This window comes from Leptospira alexanderi serovar Manhao 3 str. L 60 (assembly GCF_000243815.2).
In the GTDB taxonomy this organism is placed as follows: Bacteria; Spirochaetota; Leptospiria; order Leptospirales; family Leptospiraceae; genus Leptospira; species Leptospira alexanderi.
Genome location: NZ_AHMT02000039.1, coordinates 95001 through 112258 on the forward strand (window position 1 = coordinate 95001; position 17258 = coordinate 112258).

The window sequence follows — 17258 nt, forward strand, 5'->3', positions numbered from 1 at the left end:
AGCGACAAGACGTAAACTTGGAGGGGTTGCCCCCGGTTCGAAAATTCTGGCGACGGAGTCATCAAGAATGGAGAAAGAAAATGTAATGAACAATTTGCGATTCAATCGTTCCTCCAAATCTTTCGGAAGAATGGCCTCCTTTTCAATTTCGCTTAATAAATCCAGATCGCGCAGAATCAGATCCGATTTGGTGAGAATATGAACCGGAAACTTGTATTTTAGGATTATCTTAAGTAATTCCCTCGTAAGACCACGTTCTTTTTCGAATTGCAGATAAGGATCCGTGGCGGAGGAAAGGACGATGATTCCATATCGGTTCTTTTGGGCACTGTTTCGGAGTTGCCGATCCAGGACTTCAACTGCGTTTTCTTTTATGGAAAGTTTGTCTTCCACATTGAAGCCGTATTTACTTCCTCCTACATAACAATATAAACATCGAAATGAACAACCACTGTAAGGATTAATCGTGTAATCGTCCAAAAACCAAGGATCCCTTCGTTTAGTTTTATTCACAATATTTTTAATTCGGATACTTTGAGGCATATTTTGCAGACCGGCTTAATCCGATTTTGATTTTTGTCTTAAAGAACGAACGGATCGATTCGTCCGTTTTTAAACGGGATTCGAATTTTTGAATAATATCGGGATGAAATTTGGAAATGGTTTTAACGGCCCAACCGATTCCTTTCTTCGTATGAAAGTTTCTCGTATCCGCTTTTGTTAAGAGAAGTCGAAAAGTTTCTTCCACGTATTTTTTCTTGAGACCTTTTTTGACAGCATAGTGCGCTGCGACGCCTACAGAACGGACGATCCAACCGTTTTTATGATCGACGTGAGTTTTTAAAATCGGAAGAGCACGCTCCGGCTCCTTGAGCAGAAAGTAACCCATTACTCTTTCTCCGATGATATCACAGACATACCATTCGTCTCCGAAAACGATATATTCGACAGCCTTCTTTAAGGATTGTTCGAAATGTTCTTCCAAACGACATTGAAGAATCGTCGCCACGACTACGTTTCCACCCAAATATCCGAGTCGAATAATTCGATCTGTAAACACGATCTGCTTCCGATCAGGAATATTAGAATAGAGTTCTCTACCAACAAATTCGAGTAATGGAAATTTTACTTTCTTCAGTAAAATCTCCGATTCTATTCTACGAGCCAATGCGCTTTCACTGGTTCCCGATGAACCGAAAATATCGGATACAATCGTTTTAATTTCTTTTTTGGAGCCAATTATTGTCATCGGAAAAGTAAGTAAGGATCTGAAAATTGATTCTTCTGGAACGAATCCTTGTCAATAGAACTTTAGAATTTTTTCGCTTTAAGAGTATATTTCGTAAAACCTATGTTTAAATTCAAAAATAACGATTCGTTAGAATTGTTTATCTTCAATATTAGAGTTGTTGAAAAATTCCATGATTCAGATTAGCAAAACTGCTTCAAACGTCCATTTCAATAGGGCAGAAACGGATAGAGAATTAATTTTTCAACAACTCTATTCTACTTTTCCGGAGTTGCTTTGTGGTATTGGAAATCATTTCTGGAATTGATTCCAATTCAAATTGTCGATCGATAACCTTACAAGTTTGTAATTCATTTACAAGGATTTGCTTGAAAAAACGAACGATTGCCAAAATCGGACTTTATAATCCAATTCTATAGTATAAAATGACACACCGATTTGATCAAGGTAGTCCCGATTGAAAATACCAAGTTTTCTAAAAATGCCTGTTTTTTCGGATACTGAAAAGGATTTTTCCGTACGGTTAATGTACGGAATTATGCTCTCCTGCGGGGCGGTAATCATAAGCTATCGGATTCTGCATCCGATCTTTGCCGAAAAACCTAAAGGGGCTTATGCGGCAACGTATCTGATCCTCGCTGCGATTATCGTTTGTCACTTAATTGCAAAGAGCGGAAGAATTCTTTTAGCCTCTCATGTTCTAATCGGAATAGAATGGTTGGCCGCGTTCTACGGCATGATAAGGGAAGGCGCCACTCAAACGGTAGTTTTTCCATTTTGTTTGAGCTTAATTTTGATCTCCGCACTTCTGTTGGGAATCAGGGCCGCTTATTTTTACACATTCCTAGCGATTGCAGTCGAGCTTACAAGTACCTATCTCATTCAAATCGAAGTGATTCGGCCCGCTAAAAGTACGGGGCCTTGGTCCTCCTTGATCGGAGAAATTGGCTCTTTTATACTCGTAGCAATTTTGATGAAATACGCTTTGTTCGGATTTAGAACCGTAAAAGCTGAATTGTCCGAAGTTCAACGTTATGCGAAATTGGGAGGATGGAGTCTGAATATACAAACTTTAGAACTTGTTCTTTCCAAAGAATACCAATACTTGCTCGGATACGACGATGCGAAGGAATCCAAAACCTTACACTTGTCCACGTTCTTAAATACTTATGTTGTCGATGAAAAAGATAAGGCCCGTATCCTCGACATTCTCGCAAAAAGACGGACACAAAAGGAAATTACGGATTGCACCGTAGAGTTCGTTTATCAAATCCGAAGAAAAGACGGACAACATCGATTTCTTGCTGGGAAGGGAAAACTTAAAAACTCGACCATCGGTATCGGAACGGCCCAAGACATCACGGAAAGACATCTAGCGGAAGAGGCCCTTCGTCCCGCTCAGGAAATTTATTCGAAGGTGTTCACCTTCAGTCCGATTGCGACAACGATCTCATCCGCGCATGAAGGAAGATACGTAGAAGTCAACGATAGTTTTTTGAACTTGTTCGGATTTACGAGAGAAGAAACAATCGGAAAGACGAGTATAGAATTGAACATTTGGCCCGATCCGGCTCAAAGAAAAGCATATTTCGATAAATTGTCTCAAAAGAAAGTACTCGTGGATGAGGAGTTGACTTTCCAAGGTAAAAATGGAAAAATTATTCACGCGGAATGTTACAGTACGTTCGCGGAAATCAACGGGAAACTTTGTGCGATCAATCTTGTAAAAGATATTTCGGAAAAAAAAGAAGCGGAATCTCTGAGAAGATTAAATAAGGAAATCTCCGATCAGAATGAATTGATCGAAAGACAAAAACAAGAACTCGAAGAAATTCTGAAAGATCTGAAAAAAACTCAAAATCAATTGATCATATCCGAAAAGATGGCCGCATTAGGCCAATTAGCGGCCGGAATCGCGCACGAAATTAACAATCCCATCGGAGTTATCAAGTCGGCGAATGATTCCATACAGAATTATTTCGAAAGTTCCACAGACCGAATCGTTCAGGTCTCCGAAATCCTCCAGGGATTGAATTCTATCGTATTCAACGAACTCAATACATTTGTAAAAAAGGGAAAAAAAGATCGGGAGATCTTATCTCCTAAGGAAATTCGCGAGAAAATAAAAAAGCTTGAAGTAAAGTTGAAAGTAAAAGGATTCGAAAATCCTCATTCGATTGCGCAAGACTTGGCAGAATTTGGTTTGGATTCTTCCGTGGAAGAATTTCCAAATCTGTTTGCGGATAAGGACGCGCAGACACTATTACGTTTTGCGATTACGGAAATTCAGGCCTCCCAAAATTCCAAGTTGATCAACATATCTGTGAATCGAACTTCCAAAGTCGTTTATGCTCTCAAAAAGTTCACCCACTGGAGTTCGGAAGGAATCAAAACCCCGGTGGTAATTTCGGAAAGTATAGAAACCGTTCTTACGATTTATCACAATCAACTGAAAACTGGAGTGGAAATCAATAGGGAATATAAAGATGTTCCGCCTATTCAAGCTTATGCGGACGATCTCATCCATCTATGGACAAATTTGATCTACAACGCCGCACAAGCAATGTCCTTCAAAGGGACTTTAGGGATTCGAGTTTCTCATGCGGGAGAAAACGAAGTGGAAGTTGTCGTTTCCGATACGGGCCCCGGAATTTCCGCATTCGCGAAAGAAAGAATTTTCGAACCTTTTTTCACTACAAAGGCTCCGGGGGAAGGATCGGGAATGGGTTTGGACATCGCAAAGAAAATCGTAGAAACGCACGAAGGAACGATCCGATTTGAGACTTCTCCCCAAGGAACTTCTTTTTTTGTAAGACTTCCGATCTCCGAAACGAACACAAACTTGCAAATTTAGAACTTGTTCCGAAAGAAAAATCACATCATAATCGTTAGGTCGCCAATGATAAAACGTAGTAGTTCCCACGTTTTAGTGGCGAGGGTTTAGTCACATAAGGAGGAGAACTTTACACGCCGCCCTATCGAACGACCCGTAGGGAGTGAGATTGAGTCCAGAAGCCGTTTCACTGAGTTTAGAGAGCAACACTTTAATTTCTTATTCGCCCAAACTTTCTTACGCCGAACCCACGTTAAGTAAAAATCAAAGAAACGAAAAAGCAAAAAAAATCATCGAATCAAAGTTTTGTCGCCGGAGAACATTCGATTTTTATCCCTAACGATTGCAACGATATCGTCTATCGCGAATAAATCTCTGGAACCTCGCTTCATCGTAAAAGGAGCTTCGTAAAGAAGGCCTAAAAATTCGACGGGGATCTGTTTGGAAAACACGATGTCTTCTTGTCTGATTTTGCGGATTACGTTGAGTTTGATTTTCTTCCAACCTTCAAAGTTGAGATGAGTGATTAGAATTTTCTTAACTTCTAAAGTGGAATCTCGGAGTAAAACATAGAGAGAGGCGCCTGATCCCGAAGAATAGATGTGAAACTGAAATTCTTGGACGAAACCTTTCGTTTTCCAGGATTGTTCCCAGAGAATTTCGAAAGATTGGTTTTTTTCCGCCGGGACTTCCAAAAGAAGACTTTTGGAAGAATTTCTTTCCGGACTGAGTAAAAGAGAAGAGGTTCTTATATCCGGAAAATACTCCTTGGATAAACGTGTTTTGAGATTTTTAGAATTCCACTCTTTTGTTTCGAAATCTTCCACGGTGATTTGTTTCCAAATTTCCGCCGAAGTTCTTTCTTCCGCTCTCAGAGAGAAAGACAATTGGAATAAAAATAGTATTACAATAAAAAGGCGATTTCGTTTCTCGGTAGAAGGGATGTGAGAGAAGAATATTTTTTTCATAGAATCGGTTGACAGGCTCCTTCCAAATGTTTCCACTATCCCAATATCGTCAAAAAACTAATTACCTAATCCATAGGAGTACACAAAATGAAGGGTTCTTCTCTCGTAAGACTCGCAATCGCTTTTTTAATGTCCGTTACCATAGCATTGGTGGCTCAAGAAGATTTGGATGAAAATCCCAAGGCAGAAACACAAGGACAATCCGAAAGTTCTACAAAAGTAAAAACCGATCAAAACTCGACAACTTCGTCGGAGGAAATAAAGAAGGCGGATCTTTACGTGAACTCCAAAAGTTCTTTTGAAATTTCCGCACAGGATGATTCCAGCACCGTTGATTACATCGAATACAAAATCGGCGAAGCAGATTACGCTAAATATACTTCTCCTATCACAATCCTTAAGGAGGGCGTTAACCGCCTTACCTACAGAGCTGTGGATAAAGCGGGAAACAAAGAACCTGCAAAAGCACTCGTAGTCGTAGTGGACAATACGGCTCCAACTGTAAAAATCGTTCCGAGTGAAATTCTTTACAACCTAGATGGATACAACTTCGGATCCAAAAATGTAACCTATACTATCTCCGCATCGGATACTCTTTCCGGAGTGAAAGAAATAAAGTATTCCATCAATGGTGGAGACATGAGACCTTACGACAACCAGCCGATCAAATTAGAGAAAGCGGGCGTGAATCTAATCAAATATTCCGCGGTGGATAATTCCGGAAATTCTTCTTCCGAAGCGATCCTTGTTGTAACCTTAGACGATGTAAGACCGGAAATTGAAATTCAAGGAAACACCCCTCTAGTAATTATCGATGGAAAAACGTATTCCAGAAAAGGAAATTCTTTTACGATCAAAGCCGTCGATGGACAATCTGGAATCAAAAGAATTTTGATTAAAGTAGATAACGCCCCGGATTTCGTTGCTTATGCCGAGCCGATCACGATTGATGCTCAAGGTGAGCATACGATTGAAGCGAAAGCGATCGACAACGTAGGAAACGAAAGTGAAACGAAAAAAGTCAGCTTCTCAGTGGACGTGAATCCGCCTACGACACAAATCCGTAAAATAGAAGCCGGTTCTAACGGAAGCAAACCTACTACCACATCCGCTGAACCTACATCGACGACCCCTACTTCTACAAAGCCGACTCAACCTGCAACTCCTCCAGCCAAGAAGTAAAAAAATCTGGCAGGAATGAAAAAAAGCCCGGAATTTTTCCGGGCTTTTTTGTGCCTTTTAAGCGTTTCATAAAACCGTAATCGGTAGTGAAGCTCTGGAAATTTTTAGATTATTTTCTTCCGGTCAACTGTGAATTTTGCGGAAGGTACGACTTCTTTTCTTCCAAAATCGGAATTTGTAAACTTTGTCATTTGGAAAATGGGATTTTTTTAATCCGCACTCAAAATTTATGCAAGGTTTGCAAGGAAATACAAACAACAAAAGAATGTTTCTATTGCAGCTCAAGGAACGTATTCTTTGAAGAATTGAAATTTTTACAAAGAAGAACTCCTTTTTTGGCAAAGGTGATAAACCGTATTAAGTTGCAGTCCGTTTATTCGCTTTCGATTTATCTTTGTTTGGGCATGAAAAAAGAATTAAAATCCTGGAAGAAACTTAACTTTTCCGGAATTATGCTTATGCCTTCCACAAAAACCAAATGGTATTCCCAAAATAAACGAAGGCCATTTGAGTCCTGTGACTTCGCTCTGAAACGATTACAAAATATCCTTCCTTTTCCGTTACTACATCCAATTGAAAAGATAAGCGATGAAAAGCAGGCGGGTAAGAGCTTTGTAGATCGTTTTATGCACGCAAGACTTGCGTTTCGAATCAAAGAGGAATATAAGGGGAAGTTAAGAGGGAATTATCTTCTGGTCGATGACGTGTTTACCACCGGTGCTTCCGCAAATGAGTTGGCAAGAATTCTCATTCAAAACGGAGCCAAATCTGTTCGAATTTTGACTTTGGTTCGAACAGAAGGGAAAGGAGGCGAAATCGAAAAGGACATTACAAATGTTTAGCCATCTATAACTTGACTTAAGTCGAATATGGAGCCACGTAAAATCATTCATGTAGACATGGATGCATTCTATGCATCCGTCGAGCAAAGAGACTTTCCGGAATACAAGGGAAAACCATTAATTGTGGGTGGTCCTCCTAATAGTAGATCTGTTGTCGCAGCCGCTTCTTACGAAGCCCGTAAATTCGGGGTTCGTTCCGCAATGCCTTGTTCTAAAGCGGCTCAACTTGCGCCTCAAGCGATTTTTGTATCTCCTCGTTTTAAAGTATATAAGGAAGTTTCCAATCGAATTCGTGAAATCTTTTTGGAATACACGGATCGTGTTGAAATGCTCTCCTTAGACGAAGGATACTTGGATGTCACATTCAATAAAAAGAATATTCCGTTTGCCGTAACGATCGCCAAAGAGATCCGCGCTGAAATTTTTAAGCGCACAGAGCTGACCGCTTCCGCTGGCGTCGGTAACTCCAAATTTATCGCCAAACTCGCTTCCGAAAAAAACAAACCAAACGGACTCGCCGTAGTTCTACCCGACGACGTGATTGCTTTTATCGATCCTCTGCCGGTAAGTAGTTTCCACGGTGTGGGCAAGGTCACGGCTCAGAAGATGAAGGAGCTTGGAATTTATACCGGAAAAGATCTTAGGGCAAAAAACATAAACGAACTCGTTCAACATTTTGGAAAGATGGGGATTTACTATTATAAAATTTCCAGAGGAGAAGACGAGAGAGAAGTAGAGTCTTGCCGGGAACGAAAGTCCTTGGGTGCAGAAAATACGTTCGATCAGGACAAAATAGATCGGGAAGACCTGCTGCAACAACTGAGGGAAGTCGCGGTCGAAGTAGAAAGAAGATTAAAAGAAAGAGATTTTGCCGGTAAAACTTTGACTCTCAAAATCAAATTTCAAGATTTTAGCCTAAGAACAAGATCGAAAACTCTATCGGAACCTATTTTTGGTGCGGATGAACTTTATTCCGTAGCGGCGGAACTTTTTGAGGAATTTTTTGAGATCAAAAACGGAAAACAAGTTTCGATTAAAGCAATTCGACTTTTAGGGATTAATCTTTCTCATCCAAATTCAACAGATGAAGAACCAATGCTATTTCCAAATTTATAATATTCAAAAAATTAAACTTTTCTCGGACTTTAAATTTACTAAAATAACGTGAGTTCGGCGTAAGAAAGTTTGGGCGAATCGCTCGCGAATTTCATAGATAAAATGGCTCGCGACCGCGCTTTTCGCTCCAATTCCTTTGGAATTTCCACTACAATCGCTTTCGCATTTTGTTATACCGAACTCACGTTAAAATAAAGGCATCATTGTAAGCTAATAATTTTACAATTTCTGCAACCTTCCACGAGAGTTGCTTGTATATCGGTTCAGATCGAGTTCGTTTATCCGGATTCCATTACAAAAAGTTGATTCTGATATAGGTTCGAAAAAATCGCACATACGACAGGATATTTTACTTATGTGATAATTATAAATATATATTATCACATAAGCGGGATTTTCGAATTCTACATAGAATAAAACTATTTAAAATACTTTCCGAATCTTCTAGAAAGAATTTTGGCCCTTTCATCGACCGATATTTCACCGGTATTTTCGGCAAGATGAAAGTCTTGAATCAGAATTTGTCTCGTGATTTCCTCTTTTGCCTTTGAACTTTTTTGAACGAATCTCATCGGATCTAACTTCCTCATGAGCTTTAAAAAAGGTTTAGAAGCAACCCGATTGATAAAAGAAATTTTCCGACCTTGGATCAAGTCGGCTTTGATTTCAAAAGCGTCGTAATGCAAAATCGCCACCGCCCAGCAGACCGAACAAACAGAAAGGCCCAAAGATGATAAATATGCTTTGTAAATTCCTAAAAACGGAAGAAAATAAATGAACATTAAAGTGATTGGTAACCCAACTATAGAACCGAGTAGAACAAAAAAGAGCCTTACCCTATCGTCTCCTCTTTTGAGCCGTATTCTTTTAAGAATTATCCAAGCCGACGATAGAACCCAAAAAGTGGAGAAGTAAATGATTAAATGGTAATTCAAACTGAAATCAAAAACGAAAGTGTCTGGATTTTCTAAAACTACCATCCTTTGACTAAAAGAAGCCCAGGTAAAATAGGAAAACCCTACAATACCCAGGATCAATATCCAAACCGGAATCTTCTGTCCGACGTTCTCCATTTTTTTACAAAGAAGATATAGAATGAAAGTCCCGACAGACATCGGAAGGAAGGTTATGTTCAACCCAAAGTTACGGTATTCAAGAGGAAACAGCCCTCTAAGACCTTGAATGCAAAGCCAGAGCGCCATACATAGATTCAAAAATAGGAATAGAGTCTGTAATTTTTGTCTTGGCTTTAAACTAAAGACATAGATTCCGAAAAACAAATGGAAAAATCCTGCTAAAACTGGAATAAAATGGTTAAGGTTCATAATGCTAATTCTTCGCTAAAATTTAGTTGTTCGTATTCGCTTATATTTCGTAGTTCGGTTTCGAGTCTTTACGTCGCTACAGTCAATTTCCTTTTCAATTTGATATAAAACTAAATCTGAATGCCTATCGAATTTACATGGGAAAATTTTTTAAGAAGGAAAATCACCTTTGAAGAAAAGAAGATCAAAAAAAATAAGGAACTTTTCTACCAAAGTTCTATCTTTTGGCGACAAAAACATGTCTTTATTCATCGATCTTTTTTCCATAACCTAAAACAAGGCAAAAAGCGCCACTATATTTCTTTTCACAAATTATGACCCATCAATAGTTGCTGTGCTGACATTTGAATTGATTTTTTGAAAGTTGTGCTATTAATAGGTTTTTAAAGACACATTGGTATTATTTTAATACCAATGTCAACAAAAAAGTATTATTCTAGGACATGTTTTGGACGAGCAAAAGAAAAGATTACAAACCATACTCTTAAATTTCAAAGGAAACCAAAGAGAGTTTGGGGACACGATTGGCAAATCAAAACAAACGATCAGTGGTTGGCTTAGTGGAAGATTCCCGATACCGGAAGACGCGGCAATTACGATAGAAATGGTCCACGGATACCGAAGAGAATGGCTCCTTGAAGGTAAACTACCGGAAAAAGTGGCACTACGACAGACATTTCAAACCAAAATGAAAGTAGAGTTCGAGCCGACCTTATTGAAAAAAATAACCTCGAAAGAAGGTTTACCAAAAATGGTCGAAATATTGGCAATTTTACCCAAAAAAGAATTTGAAATTGCCCAGAAATTGATTTTTAGCCTAGCAAAAAAAGAAGTCGAAAATAATTAAAAAAACTTTTTTCCTTATTTCAAAATGCCCGTTTAAACAAAGCTCGGTTCCCTTCACATTCAATATCACTTCATACGCAGAACGATCTTCCAACAAGACAAAGTTTTGATTCTACGATCTCTAAATCTCCTCAGGTTGTTTGTAGACAATACTAAGAATTTGCCTCACAAATCTTAAAGAATCATGATCGTAAGTCGCCAGCAATAAAACGTAGTTCCCACAAATTTCGTCTTACGTTCTTTTTGAAACGACTTTTAGTAACGAAGCTCCTTGCACGGCAATCACTGGCGATAGTCGAGATTATGACAGATTTCTGATTTCATGAGAGTTCCCGCATTTGAGGAAAACTCTGATTTTTTCGCGCCAAACTCACATTAAAATAAATCTCCACCACAATTGAATTTATATTGACTGAAATATTGCACCGATAACATTTGGCTCGAAGGAATTTAGTGATACTTTATAAAATACAAAATCACAATTTTTAGCCTCAAGGAGTTTATTTTAAAAAGCCGCAAAAACAATTTCAATTTTTCTGGACATCCTTACATTTCGCACTCCACTTTGAGTGCGTTTTTTTTCTCCAAATCAAACGGAAGATAAACACGATTTATATAAAAAAAGTCCTAAAGACGATTATTCTGCCCGATTCTATCTTATTCACGGGTTTTATCTTTCTCCTCTTTTGAATGTGCCCGAGAATCGAAATAAGAGCTTCCGACAAAAAAACGTTAAGAATTAATTTGGAAACCGCCACTCAAATAGCTTTAACGAACTACTATCTATTATTATCTCTTAAAAACAAAAACACAGCAATCAAAGAACTCATTTCCGAACGATGGAGAGATTTGCTGCCTACTCTCGGAGTCAATATGACGAGGCAGAGATACATCATTCAAGACTCGAATGATTACATATATAACGCGATTTTGTTAAACGGAGACCAGATCATTTACGACGGAGGCAAAAAGAAGCTGGATCTTGATATAGCTCAATTAGAGGAAATATTAAGTAGGGAGGACTTTAAAATTACTTCTTCCAAAGTGAGGCTGGAAGTTGAAAAAACTTTCATAAACACATTGGTTGCGCTTGCAAAGGTGGCTCTTAACAAGAAGTCGGTGGAACGTGCCAAAGAACAACTCAGACTTGCAAAACTGGAGGCTAAACTCGGCTTTACTACGCAAATTCAAGTCTTAAGCGTGGCCTCCCGTCTTCAAGAAATCGAATTCGCTTTGGTGAAATCCATAAACGAATATCTAAAGGCAAAGAACGATTTGAAGTTAGTCATGAGCTTGGACCACCAGTCTGATCTCATAATTGAAGGAAATTTACTTACGGACTTCTACCTTAAAGTTGTATTCCTTTTAGGAGGTTCCACGAATACAACGACCGAAAACTTAGGTATGCGTTATAACAACCAAGCAAGTAGCGGATTTGCCGGTATTGTTTGTTAATCCCAACTTCAACGCGGCGACATCCAATAATCTACAAGTTCTAGATAACATGAGTTATTCGAGAAAGGTAATGGAAAGTAAGATTAAACTGGAAGATTCTATCGCGGAAAAAAAACGTTTGGAACAGTCCATTACCATCGAAGTAGAAAAAGCTAGCGACGTCGTTAAGGAATCCTACGATTTAATCACGATCGGAAGCGGAATGGTTTATTTTCGCTACGAGAGTATGCGTTTGATGAACACCAAAATCCAAGTCGGGGAAGTAAAAAGATCGGACATACTTTTCGCCGAAACCGAACTTGTAGGCGCTCAAGAAAAACTGGTAGATGCGATCGGAAAGTATTGCACATAGACAATAAAGTAACCTTGGGCTGTAACTGACATTCTTTCTATTTAAATAAATTTCTCCTAATATTTACTTTTCAAAAATGAATTTATTTTAAAATCGATAAGCCAACGGACGTCAGCCACCATAATATACGAATATTATAAAGATGATATTCTATCAACCAAACTTTCAACCGTTTAACTCACGTTAAATAATCATCCGATCAATTCTCGCAATTCTTCTCTGCTAATATTGGACTCCGTCCAGTCTTTCTCGGAATCAAGAAGCGATGCAAACAGTTTACGCTTTTTTTCCTGAAGTTCGAGAACCCGTTCCTCAATGGAACCTTCCGAAAAAAGTTTGTAAATGAAGACCGGTTGTTTCTGACCGAAACGATGCGCGCGATCGCTGGCTTGATTTTCTACAGCCGGATTCCACCAAGGGTCCAGATGAAATACGGTGTCCGCTCTTGTAAGAGTAAGCGACACACCACCCGCTTTTAGACTAATCAAAAAGAAACGTTTTTCTCCTCTTTGAAATCGTTTTACATAAGAAATTCTCTTGGATTGCGGAGTTTTTCCATCCAGATAAAAGTATTCGATTTTGAGAAGATCGAGTGCGTTTTTGACGATGGATAACGTGTCCGTAAATTGACTGAAAACAAGCGCCGCAGATCCTTCGGGAATCTCTTCTTGAATCATCGTGAGAAAACGATTGATCTTTCCCGATTGTGTCGGATCGACTTTATCCATTCCGATATCCGGATGACAAGCCAGTCTTCTCAATCTCGTAAGCTGAGGCAGGAGTTCAAAGATGTAATTCGGTCCCGCCGACTTTAAAGTAAGAATCGCCTCCTGCCTCGCTTTCTCATAGAGTTTCAACTGACGGATTTCCATCGGCGTAGACACTCTAATTTCGGTTTTCGGAGGAAGATCCGTTAATACTTCCGATTTTCTTCTTCTCAGTAAAAACTTTTCCGTTCGTTTTTGAAGTTCTCGGATATTCGCGGGAGAAAAATTTCTTTGAAAAGATCGCAAGTTCCCCAAGAGTCCCGGAAAAGAAAGGTCGAAGAGAGACCAGAATTCATCCAAATGATTTTCCATAGGCGTTCCCGTTAGGCAAAACACCGAAGCGGCTTTGATTTTACGAACGGATCTCGCGGAATCGGTTGCGACGTTTTTCACATTTTGAGCTTCGTCCAAAACCATGGTTTGAAATTTAAGTTTACCTAATATTTCCAGATCCCGAGTTAAGGTTTGATACGTGGTTATAATGATCCCGGTTCGAGTAAGTTTTGATTCTTTTCGCGAGGAACCGTGCCAGACTTGTACGGAAACGTCCGGTAAAAAACGGGCGCATTCTTCCTCCCAAACGCCCATCGCCGCTAAAGGAGCGATTACAAGAATTTTCGTTTTGGGAGAATCTTGAAAAATTTTAGAAAAAAAGCGAGACATTGAATCGTTTTACCCAAGCCCATTTCGTCCGCCAAAATTCCGCCGATTTTTAAAGAATGAAGATTGAAAAGAAATTGCGCTCCCTTTTTCTGATAGTCTCTGAGTTCGCCTCGAAAGTCCGGTCCGGGAGAAAATGGTTCTCGTATATTATTATTTTCGAATGTGCTCTTTAGAGAGTTTTTAAGTTTCCGAACGGACCTCGCAATCCTTAAATCTCCGCCGAGATCCAATGCCATCACCTGTCCTTTGTTCAATCGGGACGAATTGCCGTTTTTGTCCAATTCGATTCCGGCACTATCCAAAGTTTTATCCAAGGATTCAAACGCCAGATTTTTTAAGTCGATTATACCGAGCTTTTGCAAACGTACAAATTTTCGTCCCGCTTTCCATGCCGCGTAAACCGCGGAACTTTCCGCAGAATCCAAACCGTCCACTTGGATTCCTCCGTCGAACCAATCCACTCCGGAAGATTCTCGAATTTGGAAAGACGCTTTTCTACGGATCGTAATTCCGTCCAAATCGGGATGTAGTTTTAGTATTACGTTTTTTTTAAGTATCTCCGGAAGAATTTCCGTAAAGAACGAAGATACTTTTTTAGGCGGAATATTAAATTCACCCGTGGTTCTCGAATACCGAATAGGAAGTTCCAAGGAAAAAAGCGTGCGTTCTTTTTTGACGAATCGTTTGATTACAACACCGCCCGTATGTTCCGAATATATAACTTTTTGACGAAGGCCCATCCGATGTTCTTTAACGGTGAATTCATATAGATCCGGTTCTTTTTCCAAGGGTTGTTCTTCGGTAGGATCGGAGCGTTTGTTTCCTTTTAAAGGAAACAAATCTTTTCTTCGTTTCGCGTAAACAAAACAAATTCGCCCATGAATACCCAATTCTTCCGACTCATTATAAAAAGGTTCCAAGAAGATACGAAAAGCAGGTCCCGCTTGATAAACCTCGGGAATGAGTTCCAGTCCCCTGACTCCGTTCAATTTTAGAGAATTCTTATATTTTACCAAATCTCCAGGTTGAATCCATTCTCCTCCTCCCAATCGATTCAACATTCTTTTTTGTTCCGGGCTTGGTCCGTCGAACAATACGGGGAGAGGTTCGTTATCGGAAATCGAAATGATATCCGGGATTTCGTTTTGAGACGGATTTTCCCAGATAAATCGTTCCAACCAAGTATCTTCGACAACTGTTTCTTTTTCTCTTACAAGCCCATACGATTCGTCTTCATTTTTGATCAGACGAAGGTCGCACGAAATTCGTCCGGCAAAATAAGCCGACCTGCCGTCGTTCGTATAAATTCGAATTTTCGGTTCGCAGGAATTCAAAATCGTATTTTCCCGAAAATTTATAATCCTGAATCTTCCCATGGACGAATAAAATAAAATTCTAAGACTTGCCTCTCGTTGTCCTTTGGGGAATAGATTTTGGAACTTATTCGGATTCGGATTTTCTTGAAAGAGTTGCAAAAAAGAAAACACACGGCCGTTTGCGGAAATTCCAACAAATTCGCAAAAATGGCCGTCAGGCATTAAAAAAACAGCAAGTTGAAGTTGTTTCATTCACTTTTCCCTATTTTAAAACTTTCTCGATTTGTTCGCTAAAGAATCCCCACGTATAGTATTTTTTGCAATTCTCAAAGAAGATTATTTAAGAACGTGCGATTCCCTATCTACAATCAAATTTTCTTATGTTCTTGTTTTATAAGGTTCGTCCATTATTTGTGATCGAACGATAGAGTTGTTGAAAAATTCCAGGATGGAGATCGACAAGCCACCTCGATCGCCCGTTTCAATGAAACGGACAAAGATGCGGGATTAATTTTTCAAAAACTCTAATATATAAAATTCATTTAAAAACAAATCCATGAAATAGAATCTTCAAATAATTGAAAAGTAGATTTATTTAATTTTAACATGGGTTGAAAGTTTGGGATAGCCCCTCACCGGCTTTCGCGTTTGTTATCTCGAACTCAAGTCCTTAATAAAATTCTTAAACGCTTTCGATTAAAATCTCATAATCTTGTTCGTTGCAAATGTGGCGATGGGAATTAGAATACGAAAGGGGTAATATATGATCCAAAATCAAATATTGAACTTCCCCCGAATTAGTGGACACGGTCGTGCAAAAGAAAAAGGATAAAAAGCATGGCTCGTAAAACCCAATATGACGAAGAATTTAAGAAGAACACGGTTGAGCTCCTGATAAAGTCCAGGAAATCCATGACTCAGATCTCAAAAGATTTGGGAGTCTCCGTGAATACCTTGATAAACTGGAAGAAAAAGTATCTGACGGATGATGGCCCGTTCCAAGATGAACTTCGAGCAGAGAATGAACGTTTAAGGAAAGAACTCTTGGAAGTGGCGGAGGAGAGGGAGATTTTAAAAAAGTCCGTGGCCATCTTCTTGAAACCAAGGAAATGAAATATACATATATAGAAAAGAATCATTTCCCAGTAAAGAAGATATGCAAGATTCTGAATGTATCCAAGAGCGGCTATTATGATTGGTTGAAACGAGAAGATAGCGAAAGAGTAAAGTCAAATCAAGAGTTAGACGAAAGAATTCGCCGTCTATTTGAAGAGCATGAGGGTAGATCTGGATATTTACGAGTTCATCAAGACTTACGATCGGAAGGGATTGTCGTATCTAAGAATCGAGTTTACAGAAGAATGTATAAAATGGGTTTAAAAGCCGATCGGAAGCGTTCTTTTCGTCCTGTGACCACGAACTCGAAGCACAAACTTCCTGTTGCTCCTAATCTTTTGGATCAAGTTTTCAAGTCGGATGGATTGAATCAGATTTGGCTCTCAGATATTACTTACATACCGATCAACGGGAAATGGATTTATCTATTTGCGATCAAAGATCTTTTCAATCGAGAGATCATTGGTTGGGAATTGGGTTCGACATTGGAAACGGAACATCTCTTGAAGGCCTTTGAGAAAGCTCTTTCTCGTAGGAGATATCCAAAAGAAGTCATATTTCATTCCGATAGAGGAGTTCAATATGCAAGTGATGACTTTAGAAAAGTATTAAATACGAATGAGTTCGTCCAGAGTATGAGTAGAAAAGGCAACTGCTATGACAATGCTCCCGGAACGCGATTCATAGAAAGCGTTCCGTTGAGTTTCCTGGAATCGTTCTTTAAAACTTTGAAAGTTGAGGAGGTTTACAGAAGGAAATTCAACACAATAAGGGAGGCACAATATTTTCTGTTTGACTATATCGAAAGATATTACAACAGAAAGAGAAGACACTCGGCTTTAGGCTATCTTACACCAGTCGAGTTCAGAGAAAGAATTACTGCATAGCCATGTCCGTTTTCTTGGGGGAAGTCCAAAGACCTTAATTTTTCTTTATTAATAGAAATTACTTTACCCTTTTCGATATTTAAACAGTTAGTATGATTCTTAAATAAAAAATTTAGCGGAGTGACGTGAAAGACCTGCTATTTGAAGATCAATGATAGTGGGATTCTGGGATCCATATTCTAGAAATATCGCCCAATTAGGACCGGCATTATCTTCTCCTAAAATTTCTACTACTGATCCCTATAAAAAATGAGTACCTAAATACCAGCTTGTCTCCAATAACTATCGAAACTGATTGTATTTGATTTCAAATATACCTAAAGTAGATTTAGTTCTTTGAA

The 17258-nt window shown here is 39.1% G+C and carries 13 protein-coding genes and 1 pseudogene (1 of these 14 only partly in view); 8 read left to right on the top strand and 6 right to left on the bottom strand.

Annotated elements, in window-relative coordinates; all coding sequences use genetic code 11:
• On the bottom strand, positions 1–543 hold the 5' portion of the coding sequence (locus tag LEP1GSC062_RS12930; protein ID WP_010577688.1) for an SPL family radical SAM protein. 357 nt of this gene lie to the left of the window's left edge; only the first 543 of its 900 coding nucleotides appear in the window; its start codon is at positions 541–543; the stop codon falls past the left edge of the window.
• The gene (locus tag LEP1GSC062_RS12935; protein WP_010577687.1) at positions 521–1249 is read right to left on the bottom strand and encodes a DNA alkylation repair protein; all 729 of its coding nucleotides are present in this window, start codon (positions 1247–1249) and stop codon (positions 521–523) included. Before LEP1GSC062_RS12935 ends, LEP1GSC062_RS12930 begins: the two co-directional genes overlap by 23 nt.
• A 481-nt stretch (positions 1250–1730) precedes the next feature.
• Between LEP1GSC062_RS12935 and LEP1GSC062_RS12940 the strand changes: the two genes are divergently transcribed.
• Positions 1731–4103 (top strand): ATP-binding protein, encoded by a 2373-nt coding sequence (locus tag LEP1GSC062_RS12940; RefSeq protein WP_020984445.1) that lies wholly within the window; start codon positions 1731–1733, stop codon positions 4101–4103.
• Positions 4104–4372: 269 nt separating this feature from the next.
• Here the strand turns inward: LEP1GSC062_RS12940 and LEP1GSC062_RS12945 are convergent, their stop codons facing one another.
• Complete coding sequence (locus LEP1GSC062_RS12945) at positions 4373–5050, bottom strand: flagellar filament outer layer protein FlaA (protein ID WP_010577686.1); 678 nt, start codon at positions 5048–5050, stop codon at positions 4373–4375.
• A gap of 87 nt (positions 5051–5137) precedes the next feature.
• On the opposite strand from LEP1GSC062_RS12945, the gene ompL47 reads away from it, so the two are divergent.
• The 3 genes from ompL47 to dinB all read left to right on the top strand — a co-directional run bounded on the left by ompL47 (position 5138) and on the right by dinB (position 8190).
• Positions 5138–6232, top strand: a complete 1095-nt coding sequence (gene ompL47 / locus LEP1GSC062_RS12950; protein WP_020984453.1) for a multi-beta-barrel domain surface protein OmpL47 — start codon at positions 5138–5140, stop codon at positions 6230–6232.
• 86 nt (positions 6233–6318) lie between these two features.
• Positions 6319–7074, top strand: a complete 756-nt coding sequence (locus tag LEP1GSC062_RS12955) for a ComF family protein (RefSeq protein WP_020984492.1) — start codon at positions 6319–6321, stop codon at positions 7072–7074.
• Between the two features lie 27 nt (positions 7075–7101).
• On the top strand, positions 7102–8190 hold the full coding sequence (dinB, locus tag LEP1GSC062_RS12960; protein ID WP_039942045.1) for a DNA polymerase IV: 1089 nt from the start codon (positions 7102–7104) through the stop codon (positions 8188–8190).
• 419 nt (positions 8191–8609) lie between these two features.
• Here dinB and LEP1GSC062_RS12965 read toward each other — a convergent pair whose 3' ends face one another.
• Positions 8610–9470, bottom strand: coding sequence for an LIC10906 family membrane protein (locus tag LEP1GSC062_RS12965; RefSeq protein ID WP_341853175.1), 861 nt, complete (start codon positions 9468–9470; stop codon positions 8610–8612).
• A gap of 493 nt (positions 9471–9963) precedes the next feature.
• Between LEP1GSC062_RS12965 and LEP1GSC062_RS12970 the strand changes: the two genes are divergently transcribed.
• Together LEP1GSC062_RS12970 and LEP1GSC062_RS12975 are read left to right on the top strand one after the other, a co-directional pair.
• Entirely contained in the window at positions 9964–10362 is a 399-nt protein-coding gene (locus LEP1GSC062_RS12970; protein ID WP_020984477.1) for a helix-turn-helix domain-containing protein, read from the top strand.
• Positions 10363–11051: 689 nt separating this feature from the next.
• Positions 11052–12165 (top strand): annotated as a pseudogene (locus LEP1GSC062_RS12975) (TolC family protein); the annotation flags it as partial.
• A gap of 194 nt (positions 12166–12359) precedes the next feature.
• Here the strand turns inward: LEP1GSC062_RS12975 and LEP1GSC062_RS25325 are convergent.
• Both LEP1GSC062_RS25325 and LEP1GSC062_RS25330 read right to left on the bottom strand, forming a co-directional pair.
• On the bottom strand, positions 12360–13598 hold the full coding sequence (locus LEP1GSC062_RS25325; protein ID WP_010577681.1) for a DEAD/DEAH box helicase: 1239 nt from the start codon (positions 13596–13598) through the stop codon (positions 12360–12362).
• Positions 13541–15166 (bottom strand): SNF2 helicase associated domain-containing protein, encoded by a 1626-nt coding sequence (locus tag LEP1GSC062_RS25330; RefSeq protein WP_020984429.1) that lies wholly within the window; start codon positions 15164–15166, stop codon positions 13541–13543. Before LEP1GSC062_RS25330 ends, LEP1GSC062_RS25325 begins: the two co-directional genes overlap by 58 nt.
• A 585-nt stretch (positions 15167–15751) precedes the next feature.
• Between LEP1GSC062_RS25330 and LEP1GSC062_RS24300 the strand changes: the two genes are divergently transcribed.
• Both LEP1GSC062_RS24300 and LEP1GSC062_RS12990 read left to right on the top strand, forming a co-directional pair.
• A complete protein-coding gene (locus LEP1GSC062_RS24300; RefSeq protein ID WP_020983526.1) occupies positions 15752–16027 on the top strand; it encodes a transposase in 276 nt (91 codons plus the stop codon).
• A complete protein-coding gene (locus LEP1GSC062_RS12990; protein ID WP_020984490.1) occupies positions 16024–16917 on the top strand; it encodes an IS3 family transposase in 894 nt (297 codons plus the stop codon). Before LEP1GSC062_RS24300 ends, LEP1GSC062_RS12990 begins: the two co-directional genes overlap by 4 nt.
• Positions 16918–17258 lie beyond the last annotated feature (341 nt).